Consider the following 19,048-nt stretch of genomic DNA (forward strand, 5'->3'; position numbering starts at 1 on the left):
ATTCTTTTAGCTTTCTTTTTATTTTAAATACCTTTACGGTACAATTACATTTTTTATGGAAACAATATTAAATTTTTTATCCAATATCTCTTGGTGGCTTTGGATTATAATTGTGTTAGTCCTTATTGCCATCCGTGATATTTTTATTCAAAGAAAACATACTATTAGCCATAACTTCCCTATTGTTGGGCATTTACGCTATATGCTTGAGAAAATTGGCCCCGAACTAAGACAATATTTGGTTGCCAATAATAGAGAGGAATTACCATTCAATCGTATTGAGCGAAGCTGGGTTTATGCCTCTTCCAAACACGTAAATAATTATGAGGGTTTTGGAACCGACCGTGATATTTATGCCAATCAGCATATTTTTGTCAATAACGCCATGATGCCGTTTAAGATTGATAGTGATCACCCTAACAGCAAAGACCAATCCTTTTTGCCTTGTGCCAAGGTAATTGGCACTTATCATAAACGCAAAAAACCATTTAGACCTGCATCTGTTATCAATATTTCAGCAATGAGTTTTGGGTCGCTATCTGCTAAAGCCGTTGAATCATTGAACAAAGGTGTTAAGATAGCCGATGCGTATCACAATACCGGTGAAGGTGGCCTGTCCCCTTATCACAGGCATGGTGGTGATGTTATTTTTCAAGTGGGAACCGCTTATTTTGGAGTACGTGATAAAGATGGTCATTTTTCAATGGACAAACTGGTAACATTAACTCAAGAGAATCCGTTTATCAGAGCTATTGAAATCAAACTCTCCCAGGGTGCTAAACCCGGAAAAGGTGGTGTGCTTCCTGCAGCCAAAATAACAAAGGAAATAGCTGAAATACGTAATGTGGAAATAGGTAAGGATGTCATTTCGCCTCCTGGCCATACTGCTTTTTCCAACGTAAAGGAAATGGTGGATTTGATAGAAGACATTGCTGAAAAAACAGGTTTACCAGTAGGTATCAAAGCGGCCATAGGAAAATTGGATCAATGGGAAGAATTGGCAGATTTAATGCATAAAACCGGGAAAGGACCTGATTTTATTACGGTTGATGGTGGCGAAGGTGGTACTGGAGCAGCACCACCAAGTTTTGCAGATCACGTTTCGTTACCATGGGTTTACGGTTTTAGCGACTTATACAAAGTTTTTCAAAAATATGACCTTACAGAGCATCTGGTTTTCATTGCTAGTGGAAGACTAGGATTTCCAGCCAAAGCAGCCATGGCTTTTGCCATGGGAGCCGATAGTATTAATGTAGCCAGAGAAGCTATGATGAGCATTGGCTGTATCCAAGCGCAAAGATGTCACACCAATCGGTGTCCAAGTGGTGTGGCCACCCAAAGCAAATGGCTACAAAATGGTATAGACCCCACCTTAAAATCAGAACGATTGGCTCAATATTTCAGAACCTTCAAAAAAGAATTTATTGAGATTACTCATGCGGCAGGATATGAACATCCCTGCCAATTTAAAATGAGCGATATTGAGATAAATGTGGATGACCATAATATATCAAAAACATTAAACAGAACCTATATGTACCACAAAACCAAAGTTGCTTTTTCTGGTATGCAGGATTTAAAAGATTGTGTATATTTGGGAGGCAGTTACAATAATAATTAAAGTTCTTCTTTATGGAAGTTGAAAAAATTTTTGATCTATTTTTATATACCATTCCATCACTCATTACAGGAATTATTGCATACTCATTTTTTAAGATTCATACCAAAAACGAAGATGGACGAAGACGTTTTTTATTAAAAAAAGATTTGCAGGTCAATGCCATGCCACTTCGCTTACAAGCCTATGAACGCATGGCGATTTTTTTAGAACGCATTACACCTTCAAAATTACTGATTAGAGTATCTCCAACATCTTCAAATAAAGGTGATTATGAATCTTTACTTATACAAAGTATTGAACAAGAATTTGAACACAATTTATCTCAACAAATCTATATTAGTGACAAATGTTGGAGCATTATTACAGCTGCAAAAAATGCCACTATTCAACTGATTAGAAAGGCTAGCTTGTTAGAGAAAACTGATACCGCAAACAAATTACGCGAGGTCATTTTAACCGAAATGATGGAAAGGCGACCACCTAGTGATGCCGCTTTATCATTTATTAAAGATGAAGTAAGTGATCTTTGGTAAGTTTATCGCTCTTTCAATTCATTCATTTCAAGTCCGTTTTGATTTCTGGCTTTGGCATAATCAAATCCTTGTTGCCACCATTTAACCATTAAGCGTTTACTGAAAATCAATGAATTTTCTGTTAACTGTGTAGGTGTGTAATATAAATTCAGCTTCGCGTTTCTATGGGCAGCTGCCAACTTGCCTATGGCTATATCGCTCTTTTCTACCTGGTCCAGCAAATGGCTAAACAAATTAATCATCAGTGAAAACGGATTTTTACCAAGCACTTTGTTGTATTCTAAATTTTCACTTTCCAAAACAATAGCGTCTACTTCAGTTGCTCCTCTTAAAATAGCCTCACGTATGGGAATAACGCACCCTAAGCCACCATCTGCATACTCAAACCCGTTCCTGGTTGCTAGAGACATAAACGGAATATAATTGCATGAAATCCATATCCAATCACAAAATTCCTCATAATCAAACTCTTTAATGGACTTATACTCTACCCTGTTTTTTGATAAGTTTGAAACGGTCACAATAACGTCCTCTTTGGTTTGACGTATCAAATCATATTCTTCTTTTGTAAAATTCTTGAAGATATTTCTCCGCAACGCCTTACTTTCTCCAAATGTTCGTTTCATTTTTATAAACTGAAGCATGGAATTGAAAAAGTTGATAGATACATATTCCCTCTCCCCTTTTCTACGTTGAATAAACGGATTGATACTAAAAATGGTGCTTTGGTTGACATTGGTGAAAATGTCATACACCTTCGGGATGTTGTTAACAGCCAAATGTGGTATCAATAAGCTTCCAGTAGACGTTCCTAAAAACATATCATACTGATGCCCTTTTTCATCCATAAGATATTGCGCCACACCACCTGCAAATGCCCCTTTACTGCCACCTCCTGATACTACTAATGCCCTCATAATTAATTTTCCAACGGACTTACTTCTTGGTTTTTATATTTTGCAAATTGATAACCACGTTGCCACCAATCGGTCATTTTTTCTTTATCAAAAATCAATGAATTGGTTGTTAAAACGGTTGGTGCATAGTAAAAATTGATAACGGCGTTGTTATGGGTTGCAACATATTTGCCAATTTTAATGTTTTGCGATTCTATCCGGTCCAGCATAAAACCAAACATATTGGTTAGCAATGAAAAGGCATTTCTTGAGGGCATTCTATTATACTGGGTTACCTCTGTTTGCAAGATAATAGCATCAACCTCTGTAGCACCTCTGTTTATGGCCTCTTCTATTGGCACCATGTTACCCAAACCGCCGTCAGCATATTCACAACCACTCTTTTTAACCAAGGTCATAAAAGGCGTGTAATTACAGGAAATCCAGACCCAGTCTACAAATTCTTCATAACTGAATTCCTTTAAGCTTTTAAATTCCACTTGGTTTAATGACAAATTGGATACAGTTACCACGATATCTTTTGACGAATGCTTTAAAAATAAAAACTCAGCTTCAGTTAGCGTGTTCTTAATGAGTTTTTTTAAGTTTTGGCTTTCGCCGAAGGTCTTACTGCCTCGTAAAAAATTTAAAAGTACGTTGATGTGATTAATGCCAATATTTTGTGTGCCATGCTTTTGTTTAATTGTAAACGGACACACATTAAAAATGCTTTCATTGTTGACATTGGTATAAACCGATTTTATCTTATCAATCTTATTAAGGGCCAAATGAGACACTAACAAACTACCTGTTGACGTACCTAAGAACAAATGGTAATCACGATTTAGTTCTTGAATAAGATATTGTGCCACGCCACCTGCAAAGGCGCCTTTGCTACCACCACCAGAAATCACTAACGCATTCATTGTCTTGGTTTTGTTACTGGCTTTGCTTTGTCAATATCCTCCAACATCCCTTTTGCGAATTTTGAGAATTGCCAAATAGGACTTGTAGTTGCCTGTTTTAAATTGTCTTGGCAAACGGCATCACAAGCTTGCAACAGATCTAAATACTGAAACGCATTTTGACGTATTTCAAAACCATAGTTAGCATTTGTATACCCACGCAATTCCTCAAAGTAAGTTTGATTCTTGTTTGGTTCAAAATCAGGTGTGTTTAAGGCCAATACCAACCAAAGCATGCGTATGTTTTTATCATTAAACCCATGAATCCCCTTAGTTTCCTTTAAATATCGATTTTGATTTTCCGGAAAATTTTTCCACAAATTGAATAAGGCAGATTCTATAGTAAGATATGAATTATCTTGCAAAAGCGACTCGTATTTTACTTTTAATTCCAACGGAATCTTAACAACGTATTTAGCAATCGCTTGACGCACTTTTAAGCTGTTATCAAAAGCATCAACAGTAACCAATTCAGGCGCTTGTTCAATAACTTTTATCTTGGCTTCATCTGAAATGCCTGAAGTTAAATAATCCTTGCACCTTGAAGTTGTTACTTCGCAGTCTGTCATCAAATACTCCTGAATAAAAGTTGACTTCTTAAGGCTTTTTAAAGCCTCATCAAAAGGAAAGGTCTTGCTTTCTAACCAAATCAACACAAAGTTGCTTAAATCTTTTCCACTTGCCTTTTCAACAGTTCTTATGAAATCCTTGGTTTCCACATTTCTAAATTGATGTTGCTCCAGATAGCTCTTTATAGCTGTTTTAAAAGCTTCATCACCTACTTGTTCCCTCAATGCATGCAAGGCCCATGCACCGCGTTTATAAAACGTAGAACTACTTGCTTTAGGATCCAGCAAGGCAGACCCTTGATTAGCTTGGTCTTGTTGCAATAATTCTTGGGCATACTCATACAACCGCCAATAATAGTAATGATCACCAAAAACCTGCCGTTCTGCCAATAAGGCATAATAAGTAGCAAAACCCTCTTGCAGCCAGTGGTGGGTACCCGAAACTTCTGTTACCAAATCCCCAAACCATTGATGTGCTAGCTCATGGGCATTTACATTGACAAAGTTCTTGTCATTAAACGCGACAGAATCCACTACAAAAGCATCCGAAAAAATCGTGGTGCTGGTATTTTCCATGCCCGCATATAAAAAATTTTTCACAGGCACTTCCTTATAGTTCTGCCAAGGATACGGCACACCAATTTCATCTTCAAAAAAGTCAAATATCTGTTTGGTGTAACGATAGGTTGGTTCAACTTTATTGGAATCTTTGGGGTAATAATACAGTTCTATTGGAACACCACTTTTAGAGAATTCTGTTTTAACACTGTACTTACCAATGGCCAAGGCTACCAGATAACTGGCCATAGGTTCTTTCATATCATAATGCCAGATTGTTGTGGAGTCGTTTATTTGTTTATTGATTAGTTTTCCGTTGGCAATAACTTCATAACTTTTATCAAACGTAATATTTAAATCAAACTCCACTTTTTCATTCATATCATCAAAACTGGGCAGCCAATTACTGGTATATTTTCCTTGTCCTTGGGTCCAGACCTGTCCTGAGCTTGCCGAAGGATCTTCCCAATCAATAAAATATAGGGCTTTTTTTGGATGCGCTTCATATTCAAATGCTAATTGATTATTTTTTGAAGGTTTAAATTTGTTGATGATCCAGAGCTTTTTACCATCGTTGGACCAATGCACAAAATCGTTGTTAAACCTCACTTTTTTAAAGGCCATGTTTTGGGCATCAACAAAAATGGAATCTGTAGGTTTTAAAATATCAAACAAATAGTTTACTTGACCAGAAACCACCTTTTGATTGGGTTGGATACTGATATTGACTTGGGCTGTTTTAAAATCGACACTGCTAGTCTGTTGGGAAAACACAGGAATATTAATAAATAGCGATATAAAAATGGGCCAAAATTTCATGGTTTAAATATAACAAAGCTTGAGCCAAATTAATAATTATACTTGTTATTAGTGGTAAAAGAATTATTTTAGTTTCATGAACACCAATCTCCAAACTCCTATCGATTATTTAAAAGGCGTTGGTCCCAATCGGGCTGATTTATTGCGCCAGGAGCTTGGCATTCACACGTATCAGGATTTAATCAACTTATTTCCAAATAGATATATTGATCGGACCCATTATTATAAAATCAACCAATTACAACGCAACAACGCCGATGTGCAAATTATTGGCAGCATAACCGGTTTGCAAGAAGCCGGCCAAGGACGCTCAAAACGATTGGTAGGTACTTTTAAAGACGATACAGGCACAATGGAGCTTGTTTGGTTTAGAGGCCACAAATGGATTCGGGAAGGCATAAAACTTAACAAGCCGTATGTTGTTTTTGGAAAGACCAATTGGTTTAATGGCAAATTTAGTATGCCGCATCCGGAAATGGAACTGCTGGAAGATCATCAAAAGAATCTACAACGTGCCATGCAACCCATTTATCCGTCAACCGAAAAGCTATCCAACAAAGGCATTACCAACCGTGTGATTATCAAAATCATGCAACAGCTGTTCTTGGAAACTAAAGGTCGATTCGCAGAAACACTTTCAAGCCATTTGCTTCAAGAACTAAAATTAATTGATAAAAGTACGGCACTGTTCAATATACATTTTCCAAAAACCCAAGAGCTTTTAGCCAAGGCTCAATACCGCCTGAAATTTGAGGAATTGTTTTATATTCAGCTGCAATTAATCATCAAAAATCTCATTCATAAATCAAAAATAAAAGGTTTTCCGTTTACACACGTTGGAGACCTGTTCAACACTTTTTTCAATGAGCATTTACCCTTTGAATTGACCGATGCACAGAAACGTGTTCTTAAAGAAATACGTGCCGATTTAGGCAGTAATGCTCAAATGAACCGACTGTTGCAAGGTGATGTGGGTTCCGGTAAGACCATAGTGGCGTTCATGTCAATGTTAATGGCACTTGACAATGGTTTTCAGGCCTGTTTAATGGCGCCGACTGAAATTTTGTCAGTCCAACACTACAACGGATTATATGAACTATGTAAACAATTGAATATCAGTATTTCATTATTAACTGGTTCAACTAAAACTTCAGAAAGAAAAAAAATTCACGAATCGTTAGAAAATGGTGAATTAAACATTCTAATTGGGACCCATGCCCTACTTGAAAATAAGGTAAAATTTAAAAATTTAGGACTCGCCATCATTGATGAGCAACACCGATTTGGAGTCGCACAACGCAGTAAATTGTGGCATAAAAATACCTCGCCACCACATATTCTGGTCATGACCGCCACCCCTATTCCACGTACCTTGGCCATGTCGGTCTATGGCGATTTGGACATCTCTGTAATTGACGAATTGCCACCTGGAAGAAAATCTGTTAAAACCGTGCACCGATATGACAAAAACCGATTGAAGGTATTTAAGTTTATTCGTGATGAAATTGCCAAAGGCAGGCAGGTTTATATTGTTTATCCATTAATACAGGAAAGTGAAGCCATGGATTATAAGGATTTGATGGATGGCTATGAAAGTATTGCACGGGATTTTCCGCTTCCTGATTACCAAATTTCCATTGTTCACGGAAAAATGAAACCAGCCGATAAGGATTATGAGATGCAACGCTTCATAAAAGGTGAAACACAAATCATGGTAGCCACCACGGTTATTGAGGTTGGCGTAAATGTACCCAATGCTTCTGTCATGATTATTGAAAGCGCCGAACGCTTTGGGCTGTCGCAATTGCACCAATTACGAGGTCGCGTGGGACGAGGAGCCGAACAAAGTTATTGCATTCTAATGACTGGTCATAAACTGAGCAATGATAGTAAGACCCGATTGGAAACCATGGTACGAACCAATGACGGCTTTGAAATTGCTGAAGTAGATTTACGTTTGCGTGGCCCCGGAGATCTCATGGGCACCCAACAAAGCGGTGTTTTAAACTTAAAAATAGCCGATATTGTTAAGGATAAGGATATTTTACAATTAGCAAGGTTTCATGCGAAGCAAGTTTTAAATAAAGACCCTAATTTATCTAAGGATACTAATCAGGTCATACTTCATACCTATAAACAGTTGAGCAAATACAAAAATATCTGGAATTATATTAGCTAATAATTCTTTTCAACTATTTATTCTATATTTTTCAATACTTGACTTTTATCATATTTTAACTATTAAATAATGCATATTTTTAAATATTATTTAATTATAAGTAATTATTCATATGTAAAATTATTAATATGGCAAAAGTTAAAGGAGCAATAGTGGTGAGTACAGAAACTTGTAAAGGTTGTGAAGTCTGCATTCCTGTTTGTCCTGAAAAAGTTATTGGTATGTCATCAGATGTTAACAGAAAAGGATTTCATTTTGCGTATATGGAACATCCTGAAGACTGCACTGGCTGCACAAATTGTGGTTTAGTGTGCCCTGATAGAGCTATATCAGTTTATCGAGTTAAGACATCTGAATAATTTAAGAACATCTTTTTATGGCAGAATTAAAACTAATGAAAGGAAATGAAGCGTTGGCTGAAGCTGCTATTAGAGCCGGAGTTGATGCTTATTTTGGTTATCCTATTACACCACAATCTGAAGTCATTGAATATTTAATGGCAGAGCGTCCCGAAAAAAGAACTGGCATGGTTGTTTTACAGGCCGAAAGTGAAGTAGCCGCCATTAATATGGTATATGGTGCTGCTAGCACAGGAAAAAAAGTAATGACATCGTCTTCAAGCCCCGGCATATCGCTTAAACAAGAAGGAATTTCCTATATGGCTGGAGCAGAATTACCAGCCGTTATTGTAAATGTAGTAAGGGGCGGCCCCGGACTGGGAACCATTCAACCCTCACAAGCCGATTATTTTCAATCGGTAAAAGGCGGTGGCCATGGCGATTATAAACTGTATGTCCTAGCCCCTGCTTCTGTTCAGGAAATGTCTGATTTTGTTGCAGATGCTTTTGATATTGCTTTTAAATATAGAACTCCTGTACTTATTTTATCGGATGGTTTAATTGGGCAAATGATGGAGAAGGTTGTTCTTAGAGATCAGGTAGAAAGAATCACTGATGAAGACCTTATAAAAACACATGGAAGCTGGGCTACAACAGGAAAAACCAATAGAAATAGAAATATTGTAACGTCACTGGATCTTCAATCAGAAAAAATGGAAGCCAGAGTACACAGACTTCAAAAGAAATATAAACAAATGGAACTTGAGGATTTACGCTATGAGAAAATTGATTGTGACGATGCCGAATATCTCATTGTAGCCTATGGCTCAAGCGCCAGGATTAGTCAAAAGGCTGTTGAAATAGCACGTAAAAAAGGTATCAAAGTGGGCTTACTCAGACCCCTGACACTTTTTCCATTTCCTAAAAAACAATTATTTGAATTGGCTGACCAAGTTAAAGGAATTTTAAGTGTTGAACTGAATTCTGGCCAAATGGTTGAAGACGTGCAACTTTCTGTTGAACATAAAGTTCCTGTAGAACATTTTGGACGAACAGGAGGCATTATCCATACACCTGAAGAAGTTTTAGACGCTTTAGAACAAAAAATTATAACACATGGACATTTTAGAAATCATAAAACCCGAGAATCAAGTATTCTGTAAAACAAAGCTCATGACAGATGCGACCTTGTCGTATTGTCCGGGTTGCGGTCATGGTACTGCCCATAATTTAACCATGGAAGTGATTGATGAAATGGGCATTGTAGAAGATACTATTGGTGTTGCACCTGTAGGCTGTTCTGTGTTATCTTATGATTTTATGGATATTGATATGACGCAAGCCGCTCATGGTCGTGCGCCAGCAGTTGCCACAGGAATTGCAAGAACATGGCCAGAGAAATATGTTTTTACCTATCAAGGTGATGGCGATTTAGCCGCCATTGGTACTGCCGAAACAATACATGCGTGCAATAGAGGAGAAAATATTGTCATTATTTTTATCAACAATGGTATTTATGGCATGACTGGCGGACAAATGGCTCCAACTACTTTAGAAGGCATGCGCACATCTACATCGCCTTATGGAAGGGAAATTGAAAATATGGGAAGTCCTTTAAAAATAACCGAACTAATAGCTAACCTTCCAGGAGTTTATTATGTGACCAGACAATCTGTACATACTCATAAACACGTTAGAAAGGCCAAGAAAGCAATTAGAACTGCCTTTGAAAATACACGCCTTAAAAAAGGTCTTTCATTTGTTGAAATTGTATCTAACTGTAATTCAGGTTGGAAAATGACTCCAAATGAATCTAATATCTGGATGGAAGAGCATATGTTCCCTTACTTCCCGTTAGGCGATATAAAAGTAGATGGTAAATTAAAATAAGCAACATGTCTGAAGAAATAATTATAGCAGGTTTTGGGGGCCAAGGTGTTTTGTCAATGGGTAAAATTTTAGCCTATTCGGGTATTATGCAAGATCAGGAAGTAAGTTGGATGCCTTCATATGGACCGGAAATGAGAGGCGGAACTGCAAATGTCACTGTTATTTTAAGTGATGAAAGAATAAGTTCTCCATACTTAAAAGTTTATGATACCGCCATTATTTTAAATCAACAATCAATGGATAAGTTTGAAAATACTGTAAAACCTGATGGCATTTTACTTTATGACCCTAATGGAATTACACATCATCCTACAAGAAAGGATATTAAAATTTATCAAATTGAAGGTGCAAAACTAGCTGCAGAAATGGACAATAAGAAAATATTCAATATGATTGTTTTAGGTGCTTTCTTAAAAATAAAACCTATAGTAAAACTTGAAAACGTTATTAAAGGATTAAAAAAATCGCTTTCTGAACGCTATCATCACCTAATTCCTTTAAACAAAGAAGCTATTGATACAGGGATGAAACATCTAAAAAAATTTAACATAGAGAAGCATATAATCCATAATTAACTAGTTTGGTTTTTATAAAAAAAGCCTAACTCCCGTTAGGCTAAAAACATACTTGTTAGTTTTTCGATTGATTTGTTTTCTTATTTTACATAGCTCCCAGTTCTGTTAATAGTTTTTCAGAATTAGCTTTTACGTTTGCCGGTGGATTTAATGATAATGATTTCTTTAAATTCTTTATAGCATTTTTCTTATCACCCATAATTTTATAGCACTCTCCCAAACTATCATATCCATTGGCATCATTTGGATTGTTCTTAATATTCATTTTAAAGTATTTTAATGCGCGCTCATAATCTTTCGCATTAATCATTTGATATCCCAATTGGTTCAATTGGGTTTTGTTGGCCATTTCAGATGCTTCATCCATAAGCAAGGCATATTCCATGGTTTTTCCCATTTTATTGAGAATTTGTCCTTTGATAGCTAAATTATTGAATGTTTTTTGGCTGTAAAACTGACCGGCAATAGCATTATTAATCCAACCCAAGGCTTCATTTAAATCACCACCGTTATTTAAGGCATAATTGGCGGCTTGTTCCCAGTTTTGCCTTATAAATCCTTGTTGGCCTTTTAATTTTGCCCTAATATCATTCAAAACAATCACATTGACAGGAACTTCAATAGTAAAAGGAATTTCTTTTTTGCCCCATATCAACGAAACTGTTGCTGATGTTGGTGTTACTGAATTGAATTCATAGGTTAACAATTCCCTAAACGGAACTTCCCGTGTTGCAACATCGGCCCGTAATGCATCTTGGTCTTTGTCATAAAAGAAACTTCCCCAAGATTGTGAATCATTCGATAAAATAATAGTGGCCTTATCATCTGGTTTTACTACCACGTGAAACCCATAGGTTCCCGCTTTAATATCTTTTCCGTCAATCATTACATCATCAGTAAATGTAATAGTAGTATTTTCATTGGCACCAGCGCGCCAAGGCGCTTCAGTTGCAGTTCCAAAACCTAAATTATTTATACCATAAGGCACCAGTTTTCCCCATATTTCCCGACCATTCACGCTAGGTCTGGAATAATTAATTGTGATATCGGTAATCCCAACACGCTGTGATACGCTTGCTTGCTGACTTGCTCTAGGTAAATTTAGCTGAGCAAAGATGTTCATACTGCTTGTAAGTAATAGACAAGCAAGAAATTTTGAAATGTAGTTTGTTTGCATAAATGTTCGTTTTAATGATTTGATAGTCAATGTACTCACAAAAAACGATGTTAAATGTTAGCGTTGTGTTAAAGAAATTATGCTGTGTGTTAATTAACATTTTTTAAGAATAAACTATTAAGATCAATTTTAAAAAACATATCACTTTTAAATTTAGACACTTTGTTTGAATGCTAGCCTCAATATTTTATCTTTACAAACTTAAATAGTAGATCATTCATGAAGATTTCATACAATTGGCTGAAACAGTTTATTAAAATAGATTGGACACCAGAACAAACGGGCGAATTACTCACAGATTTAGGACTTGAAGTTGAAGGTATAGAAACCTATCAATCTGTTAAAGGTGGTCTTGAAGGCGTTGTTGTTGGAGAAGTTTTAACTTGTGTGCAACATTCAAACGCAGACAAATTAAAAGTAACAACTGTTGACATAGGCAGTGATGCCCCTTTACAAATTGTTTGTGGGGCACCCAATGTTGCCGTTGGACAAAAAGTACCTGTTGCCACTATTGGTACTACATTGTATACTCCAGAAGGAGAGTCCTGGACCATAAAAAAAGGAAAAATACGAGGAGAAGATAGTCACGGAATGATTTGTGCCGAAGACGAACTTGGTTTAGGCAATTCCCATGATGGAATTATGGTACTAGATAGCGGTATTCCTGTGGGAACTCTAGCTGCCGACGTTTTTGAAATTGAAAACGATCATGTTTTTGAAATTGGCCTAACACCAAACAGGGCCGATGCCATGAGCCATCTTGGAACGGCTAGAGACCTGAAAGCTGGACTATTGCAAAAAGATATCAGCTTAGAGCTTATCACACCGTCGCTTAGTGCGTTTCATGTTGACAATAGACTCTTGAAAATTGATGTGGATGTAAAAAACAAAGAATTGTCACCCCGTTATTGTGGTGTTACCATTTCTGGAATTAAAGTTGCAGACTCCCCTGCTTGGCTGCAACACCGATTAAAAGCTATAGGAATCAACCCAATAAACAACATTGTTGATGCCACTAATTATGTACTACATGATTTAGGACAGCCCTTACATGCGTTTGATGCTGCAAAAATAGCCGGGAATAAAATCCAAGTGAAAACCGTAAAAGCAGGTACAAAATTCGTTACATTAGATGGTATAGAACGCTCACTGTCAGATGAAGATTTAATGATTTGTGACGCTGAAAAACCCATGTGTATTGCAGGTGTTTTTGGAGGCATCCATTCAGGTGTTTCAGAAACTACAACAAATATTTTCTTGGAAAGTGCTTATTTTAATCCGGTTAGCATTCGTAAATCAGCGAAAAGACATGGATTGAATACCGATGCCTCCTTTAGGTTTGAGCGTGGTATTGATCCTAACATCACAGAATTAGCTTTAAAACGCGCCGTTCTGCTAATACAAGAAATTGCTGGCGGAGAAGTATCTTGTGACATTATTGATATTAATCCTAAAAAAATCGAGGATTTTCAAGTGCGCTTAAGTTTTGAGAATGCTAAAAAACTTATCGGTGAAGAAATCCCAAGAGATGTTATAAAAAGTATTTTAACATCCCTGGAAATTAAAGTTAACAATGTTACCGAAACCGGTCTAGGTCTAACCGTACCGGCTTATAGAAACGATGTGCAACGGGAAGCTGATATTATAGAGGAAATTTTAAGGGTTTATGGTTACAACAATATTAATACCACTGAAAAACTGAATGCGTCCATTTCCAGTTCATCAAAATTTGAAGACCATAAAATTCAAAACATAGTCAGTAACCAATTAGTATCGCAAGGTTTTTTTGAAATCATGGCCAATTCATTGACCACTCCTAACTATGTTGCTCTAAGTGACCAATTAAAAAGCGAGCATAATGTTACCATTTTAAATCCGTTGAGCAATGACCTTTCGGTTTTAAGACAATCCTTATTGTTCTCTGGCTTGGAAGCCATATCATATAATATCAATAGAAAACGACTGGATTTAAAACTATTTGAATTTGGCAAAACCTATCATGATTTTAATGGCAAAAGAGAAGAACAGAAACATTTAACACTGTTTGTTTCTGGAAATCAAACTCAAGACAGTTGGTTGTCATCCAACAAAAAAAAAGGTGATTTCTTTTATCTAAAAGGAGCTATTTACTCGATATTGGAACGTATAGGAATTTCCAGATTCCAAGAATCACCCATAAGTAATGATGTGTTCAGTGAAGGACTCTCATTAAGTTTAGGAAAGATAACTTTGGTTGACTTCGGATTGGTTAAGAAATCCGTTTTAAAACATTTTGATATTACCCAAGAAGTCGTTTTTGCCGATTTTAACTGGGATGCCATTTTAGACATTGTAAAACGAAACAAAATTACGTTTAAAGCCATTCCTAAATACCCTGAAGTACGTCGGGATTTTGCATTGCTTTTAGATGACTCCGTTAGCTTTAAGGACATCCTTGCCATTGCCAACAAAACAGAACGGCAATTACTTAAAAACATCAGTTTGTTTGATGTGTACCAAGGCAAGAACCTGCCACAAGGCAAAAAAAGTTATGCTATTAGCTTTACGTTTCAAGACGAGAACAAAACACTAACCGACAAGCAAATTGACAAAATAATGAAGAGTCTGCAACTGAATTTTGAAAAAGAACTTGGAGCTGAATTGCGATAATACAATCATTACTTAAGTTATACATACAAAAAAAGCCTTTCAATATCTTGAAAGGCTTGGTCTTTTTGGGTGGAAGATCGGTCTCGAACCGACGACCTCCTGAACCACAATCAGGCGCTCTAACCAACTGAGCTACAACCACCATGTTGCACATTTTTCAATGCGTGTGCAAATGTAACTGATTTCAGTTTTTCTGCAAAGATTTTTGTAAATATTTTAAACAGAAAATAAATATTCCGATTCTTCTGTAATTAACCTCCTAACTATCAATAGTTAGGCTTCTTCCCTATTTTAAATGAAACAAACTGTCAACAGCTATATATCTGTCTACTGTAAATCCTTCACCATATTGCGTTCCTATTAACCGCCCCATATCTATGGCCCTGTTTTTAATATTATCAGTAAAATTTTTGGTTGCAATAGGTGTCATGGGTTCTTTACTGTCTTTATCATAAAACTGGGTCTTGTAAGCTAACACGGCATCCATTTTTGTTTCCATAAATCCAGTAACATCAACCACAACATCAGGTTCCAGATTTTTCCATTGTATATAATGGTATATTTGTTTAGGTCGCCAAGGCTCTTGCCAAGATTCATCATATTCATCTTTGGTGTCAATTTTCAACAAACCACTTAAAAAACAAGCATCACACACTAATTGGCTTCCTTTTGCATGATCAATATGCCTATCTTCTATGGCATTGCATATCACAATTTCTGGTTTGTATTTTCTAATGACTTTTATAAGTTCCATTTGATGGTGTTTATCATTTACAAAAAAACCATCGGAAAACTCCATATTGTCCCGAACGCTAACCCCCATTATTTTGGCTGCATTATCAGCTTCTTCATACCTGGTTTCTGCCGTACCGCGCGTTCCAAGTTCACCACGAGTCAAGTCAACAATACCCACTTTTTTTCCAAGTGAAATTTCTTTGGCCAAAGTGGCCGCACATCCTAACTCTACATCATCTGGATGAGATCCAAAGGCAAGAATATCTAATTTCATAATATTAATTCTTTTAAAACTTCAAAGTAACAGCGTTCTAAAAACATGTTATCTAAATAATTTTACTTTTGCAAAATTGATATTTTTTTGCCCAAATGATAAATTATTTGTCGTTTTTTTTAACCAAAAGTGAATATAAAATCAAATTTTTAGATATAACCGGCTTATTTTTTAAAAACTTAATATTACTCTCACGTTTTCGTTCTATTTTTTTCGATTTAATTGACTTAAAATTTGATAATTATTGAAAAATGAAGCAGTTACGAAAAGTATGATATTTATCATAAATATTAGAAGTTATCCATAGTAATTTTATCATGTAATTAAAAAACAAACATTACAGGGTCTAAAAAAGACCCATATTATCAATTAAAACTTAAACAAAATGAATGAATCAGCAACCTTATTAAATACAAACTTGGAAAAGTATGGTTTAAAAGACGTAAATGCCCACTGGAACTTATCTCCTGAAGAACTTCAAAGAATCACTGTAGAAAAAGGCATGGGTAAAGAAACTTCAAATGGAACGCTTGCTGTTAATACAGGAAAATTCACAGGACGTTCTCCTCAAGACCGTTTTATAGTAAAAGACCGTTATACTGAAGACAACGTTTGGTGGGGAAAAGTAAACAAACCTGTTTCATCAGAGAATTTTGATAAACTTCAAAACGAAGTCATCAATTACCTTTCTGGAAAAGAATTATATGTAAGAGATGGCTATGTATGTGCTGATCCCAGATATAAAACCAATATTAGAACCGTAACCGAACTGCCTTGGTCTAACTTATTTGTATTCAATATGTTTTTAAGACCCGATGAAGCAGAATTGCAAAACTTTGAAGAAGAGTGGTTGGTACTTTGCGCTCCAGGATATGTATGCCCAACTCCAGCAGAATACGGTATTCGTCAAGGAAACTTCTCTATAATCAACTTTACCAAAAAAATTGCGTTAATTGGTGGTTCTGCTTACACCGGTGAAATGAAAAAAGGCATTTTCTCTGCCTTAAACATGATATTGCCAGTTGAAAAAGAGGTATTGCCAATGCACTGTTCTGCCAATGTTGGTGAAGATGGTGACACGGCTATTTTCTTTGGACTGTCCGGAACCGGAAAAACAACACTATCTGCAGACCCTAACAGAAAATTGATTGGTGACGATGAGCATGGCTGGACTGCTGACAATACTATCTTTAACTTTGAGGGCGGCTGTTACGCTAAAGTAATTGACCTTACAGAAGAAAAAGAACCCGATATTTTTAGAGCAATCAAACCTGGTGCCTTGCTTGAAAACGTTGTGATTAAAGACAATGGAGAGGTTGATTATTTAGATAGTAGCATTACGCAAAACACACGTGTAAGTTATCCAATTTATCATATTGATAATATTCAACAACCATCATTTGCAAATAATCCAAAAAACATCTTCTTTTTAACTTGTGATGCGTTTGGTGTATTGCCTCCTGTTTCAAAATTGACTCCTGGTCAAGCGGCTTACCACTTCATCTCTGGTTATACAGCCAAAGTGGCTGGTACCGAAGCTGGAATTACTGAACCTGTGCCATCATTCTCTGCTTGTTTTGGCGAACCATTTATGCCATTGCATCCTACCAAGTATGCAGAAATGTTGAGTGCTAAAATGCAAGAAGCTGGTGTTAACGTATGGCTTATCAATACGGGATGGAGTGCTGGACCTTATGGTGTAGGTTCTCGAATCAAATTAAAATATACAAGAGCCATGATTACTGCCATTTTAAAAGGGCAATTAGATGAAGTAGATTATGAGCAACATCCAATATTCGGATTCTACATGCCAAAATATTGTCCAAATGTTCCAACAGAAATTTTGGATCCAATGAACACTTGGTTGCAAAAAGGAGCTTATATTGGAAAAGCTATTCAACTGGCGCACTCATTCCACTTAAACTTTGAGAAATTTGCTAGTCAAGCGTCTCAACAAATCATAGAAGGTGGTCCGCTTATTGATGAACACCATCATTTATCTGAACATCTATAGTAGTTAGTTTAGTTTTTAAAAAAGGCGTTCAAAATGAACGTCTTTTTTTAATTTTCCTTTTCATCTTTCAACAACAATCTTTTACAAAAAAAAATTGAAATTCATTATATCCCTTATCATTCTTAACCTGTTTGTGACATTAAGCTATTCACAATCATCTCCAGAAGACAAAATAGGTGCTTGGTATATGTTTGATGGTACCCATATTGTTTCAGATCAAATCAGTATCAAAACTGATGTCCAATTGAGGTCGTATGAACTTTTAGACAATATGAACTTGATGTTTTATAACCTAGGTATAAACTATAAGTTAAATCCAAAAACAACAGCTACTTTTGCCTATTGCTTTTTAGATATAGACAAGTCTTATGCTAGTAACGGAACACCTCATCTTTTTGAAAATAGATTCTATGAACAAATTTGTTATAACCATAACTTAGGAATACTTCCCATTTATCATAGGTTCCGTTTAGAAAATCGATTTTTAAATTATGTGGATAAAAATATCGTTAAAAATCGATTTCGGTATTGTCTAGGAACAAAAATCAAGCTTAATAACTGCTTTTTTGTAAACTGTTCCAACGAAATTTTTGCTAATTTAAAAGGTGATGTTTTTACCGAAAATAGGTTTTACACCGCTATTGGCATCAATTTATCAAAATACAACAACATCCAATTGGGGTATTTGAATCATCAAATAAACGGTGAAAATCTACACCGATTGCAAATTGGGATTTTCATTAAAACAGACTACAGAAAATTAACAAAGGTTGCTTCTTAGCTTGTTTCCTTTACAAGTTCCTTTTCAATTCTCTTATCCGGTATAAGCCACATTATGGCTACCAATACATATATGGTTCCTGAAATCCAAACGCTATAAAACGCACTTACAAAACCAATCACATATAAAACTGGGGAGACTTTTCCTTTCAAGTCTTTTCCCAATGCCTTGGCCAAAACAGAATGCTTTCCGTGACTTTTAATTATCAGTTTTTGCAAGATAAAATAAGCTATAGCAGCCAAAAACAAAACGACTCCATACAAAAAAACAGAAGCTGGCATAAAATGGTTCTCTCCCATCCAGCCCGTTACAAACGGAATGATGGATAACCAAAACAACAAATGCATATTTGCCCAGAGCATACTTCCATTATGTCTCGTCCTGAAATATGGCTACAGGTTAAAAATTGATTTACGCTGTTAATTTATATAACATATTCGGTGTTTTGAAATCTAAAGATAAGTGTAATCTTATT

At 36.1% G+C, this 19,048-nt stretch carries 16 protein-coding genes and 1 tRNA gene; 10 read left to right on the top strand and 7 right to left on the bottom strand.

Going from position 1 to position 19,048, the window contains the following annotated elements:
* The first annotated feature begins 55 nt into the window (after positions 1–55).
* Together IEW94_RS16095 and IEW94_RS16100 are read left to right on the top strand one after the other, a co-directional pair.
* A complete protein-coding gene (locus IEW94_RS16095) occupies positions 56–1,621 on the top strand; it encodes an FMN-binding glutamate synthase family protein (protein WP_188654975.1) in 1,566 nt (521 codons plus the stop codon).
* 11 nt (positions 1,622–1,632) lie between these two features.
* Positions 1,633–2,154 (top strand): DUF7935 family protein, encoded by a 522-nt coding sequence (locus tag IEW94_RS16100; RefSeq protein ID WP_188654977.1) that lies wholly within the window; start codon positions 1,633–1,635, stop codon positions 2,152–2,154.
* Between the two features lie 2 nt (positions 2,155–2,156).
* Here the strand turns inward: IEW94_RS16100 and IEW94_RS16105 are convergent, their stop codons facing one another.
* From IEW94_RS16105 to IEW94_RS16115, 3 genes are read right to left on the bottom strand one after another with little or no spacing between them, the layout of a single operon-like run.
* A complete protein-coding gene (locus IEW94_RS16105; protein ID WP_188654979.1) occupies positions 2,157–3,071 on the bottom strand; it encodes a patatin-like phospholipase family protein in 915 nt (304 codons plus the stop codon).
* A 2-nt stretch (positions 3,072–3,073) separates the two neighbouring features.
* Positions 3,074–3,976 carry a patatin-like phospholipase family protein gene (locus IEW94_RS16110; RefSeq protein WP_188654981.1) on the bottom strand — a complete coding sequence of 301 codons (903 nt, stop codon included), beginning with the start codon at positions 3,974–3,976 and terminating at the stop codon, positions 3,074–3,076.
* Positions 3,973–5,961 carry a M1 family metallopeptidase gene (locus IEW94_RS16115; RefSeq protein WP_188654983.1) on the bottom strand — a complete coding sequence of 663 codons (1,989 nt, stop codon included), beginning with the start codon at positions 5,959–5,961 and terminating at the stop codon, positions 3,973–3,975. Before IEW94_RS16115 ends, IEW94_RS16110 begins: the two co-directional genes overlap by 4 nt.
* A 76-nt stretch (positions 5,962–6,037) precedes the next feature.
* Here IEW94_RS16115 and recG point away from each other — a divergent pair, with 76 nt between their 5' ends.
* The 5 genes from recG to IEW94_RS16140 all read left to right on the top strand — a co-directional run bounded on the left by recG (position 6,038) and on the right by IEW94_RS16140 (position 10,943).
* Positions 6,038–8,140, top strand: a complete 2,103-nt coding sequence (recG, locus tag IEW94_RS16120) for an ATP-dependent DNA helicase RecG (RefSeq protein WP_188654985.1) — start codon at positions 6,038–6,040, stop codon at positions 8,138–8,140.
* A 128-nt stretch (positions 8,141–8,268) separates the two neighbouring features.
* Positions 8,269–8,499 (top strand): 4Fe-4S dicluster domain-containing protein, encoded by a 231-nt coding sequence (locus IEW94_RS16125; RefSeq protein WP_188654987.1) that lies wholly within the window; start codon positions 8,269–8,271, stop codon positions 8,497–8,499.
* A gap of 17 nt (positions 8,500–8,516) precedes the next feature.
* Positions 8,517–9,641, top strand: coding sequence for a 3-methyl-2-oxobutanoate dehydrogenase subunit VorB (locus tag IEW94_RS16130; RefSeq protein WP_229669560.1), 1,125 nt, complete (start codon positions 8,517–8,519; stop codon positions 9,639–9,641).
* Positions 9,595–10,368 (top strand): thiamine pyrophosphate-dependent enzyme, encoded by a 774-nt coding sequence (locus IEW94_RS16135; RefSeq protein ID WP_188654989.1) that lies wholly within the window; start codon positions 9,595–9,597, stop codon positions 10,366–10,368. Before IEW94_RS16130 ends, IEW94_RS16135 begins: the two co-directional genes overlap by 47 nt.
* Positions 10,369–10,373: 5 nt before the next feature.
* Positions 10,374–10,943, top strand: coding sequence for a 2-oxoacid:ferredoxin oxidoreductase subunit gamma family protein (locus IEW94_RS16140; protein ID WP_188654991.1), 570 nt, complete (start codon positions 10,374–10,376; stop codon positions 10,941–10,943).
* An 85-nt stretch (positions 10,944–11,028) separates the two neighbouring features.
* On the opposite strand, the gene IEW94_RS16145 is transcribed toward IEW94_RS16140, so the two are convergent.
* Positions 11,029–12,120 carry a DUF2911 domain-containing protein gene (locus IEW94_RS16145; protein WP_188654993.1) on the bottom strand — a complete coding sequence of 364 codons (1,092 nt, stop codon included), beginning with the start codon at positions 12,118–12,120 and terminating at the stop codon, positions 11,029–11,031.
* 219 nt (positions 12,121–12,339) lie between these two features.
* Here IEW94_RS16145 and pheT point away from each other — a divergent pair, with 219 nt between their 5' ends.
* Positions 12,340–14,769, top strand: coding sequence for a phenylalanine--tRNA ligase subunit beta (gene pheT, locus IEW94_RS16150; RefSeq protein ID WP_188654995.1), 2,430 nt, complete (start codon positions 12,340–12,342; stop codon positions 14,767–14,769).
* A 67-nt stretch (positions 14,770–14,836) separates the two neighbouring features.
* Here pheT and IEW94_RS16155 read toward each other — a convergent pair.
* Positions 14,837–14,912 (bottom strand) — tRNA-His (locus IEW94_RS16155).
* A gap of 143 nt (positions 14,913–15,055) precedes the next feature.
* Positions 15,056–15,778, bottom strand: coding sequence for a bacillithiol biosynthesis deacetylase BshB1 (gene bshB1, locus IEW94_RS16160; RefSeq protein ID WP_188654997.1), 723 nt, complete (start codon positions 15,776–15,778; stop codon positions 15,056–15,058).
* Between the two features lie 385 nt (positions 15,779–16,163).
* Here bshB1 and pckA point away from each other — a divergent pair, with 385 nt between their 5' ends.
* A complete protein-coding gene (gene pckA, locus IEW94_RS16165; protein WP_188654999.1) occupies positions 16,164–17,792 on the top strand; it encodes a phosphoenolpyruvate carboxykinase (ATP) in 1,629 nt (542 codons plus the stop codon).
* A gap of 94 nt (positions 17,793–17,886) precedes the next feature.
* Positions 17,887–18,573, top strand: coding sequence for a DUF2490 domain-containing protein (locus IEW94_RS16170; protein WP_188655001.1), 687 nt, complete (start codon positions 17,887–17,889; stop codon positions 18,571–18,573).
* Here the strand turns inward: IEW94_RS16170 and IEW94_RS16175 are convergent.
* The gene (locus IEW94_RS16175; RefSeq protein ID WP_188655003.1) at positions 18,570–18,935 is read right to left on the bottom strand and encodes a TMEM175 family protein; all 366 of its coding nucleotides are present in this window, start codon (positions 18,933–18,935) and stop codon (positions 18,570–18,572) included. The genes IEW94_RS16170 and IEW94_RS16175 overlap by 4 nt on opposite strands.
* Between the last annotated feature and the right edge of the window lie 113 nt (positions 18,936–19,048).

It is taken from the genome of Yeosuana aromativorans (genome assembly GCF_014646655.1).
GTDB lineage: Bacteria > Bacteroidota > Bacteroidia > Flavobacteriales > Flavobacteriaceae > Yeosuana > Yeosuana aromativorans.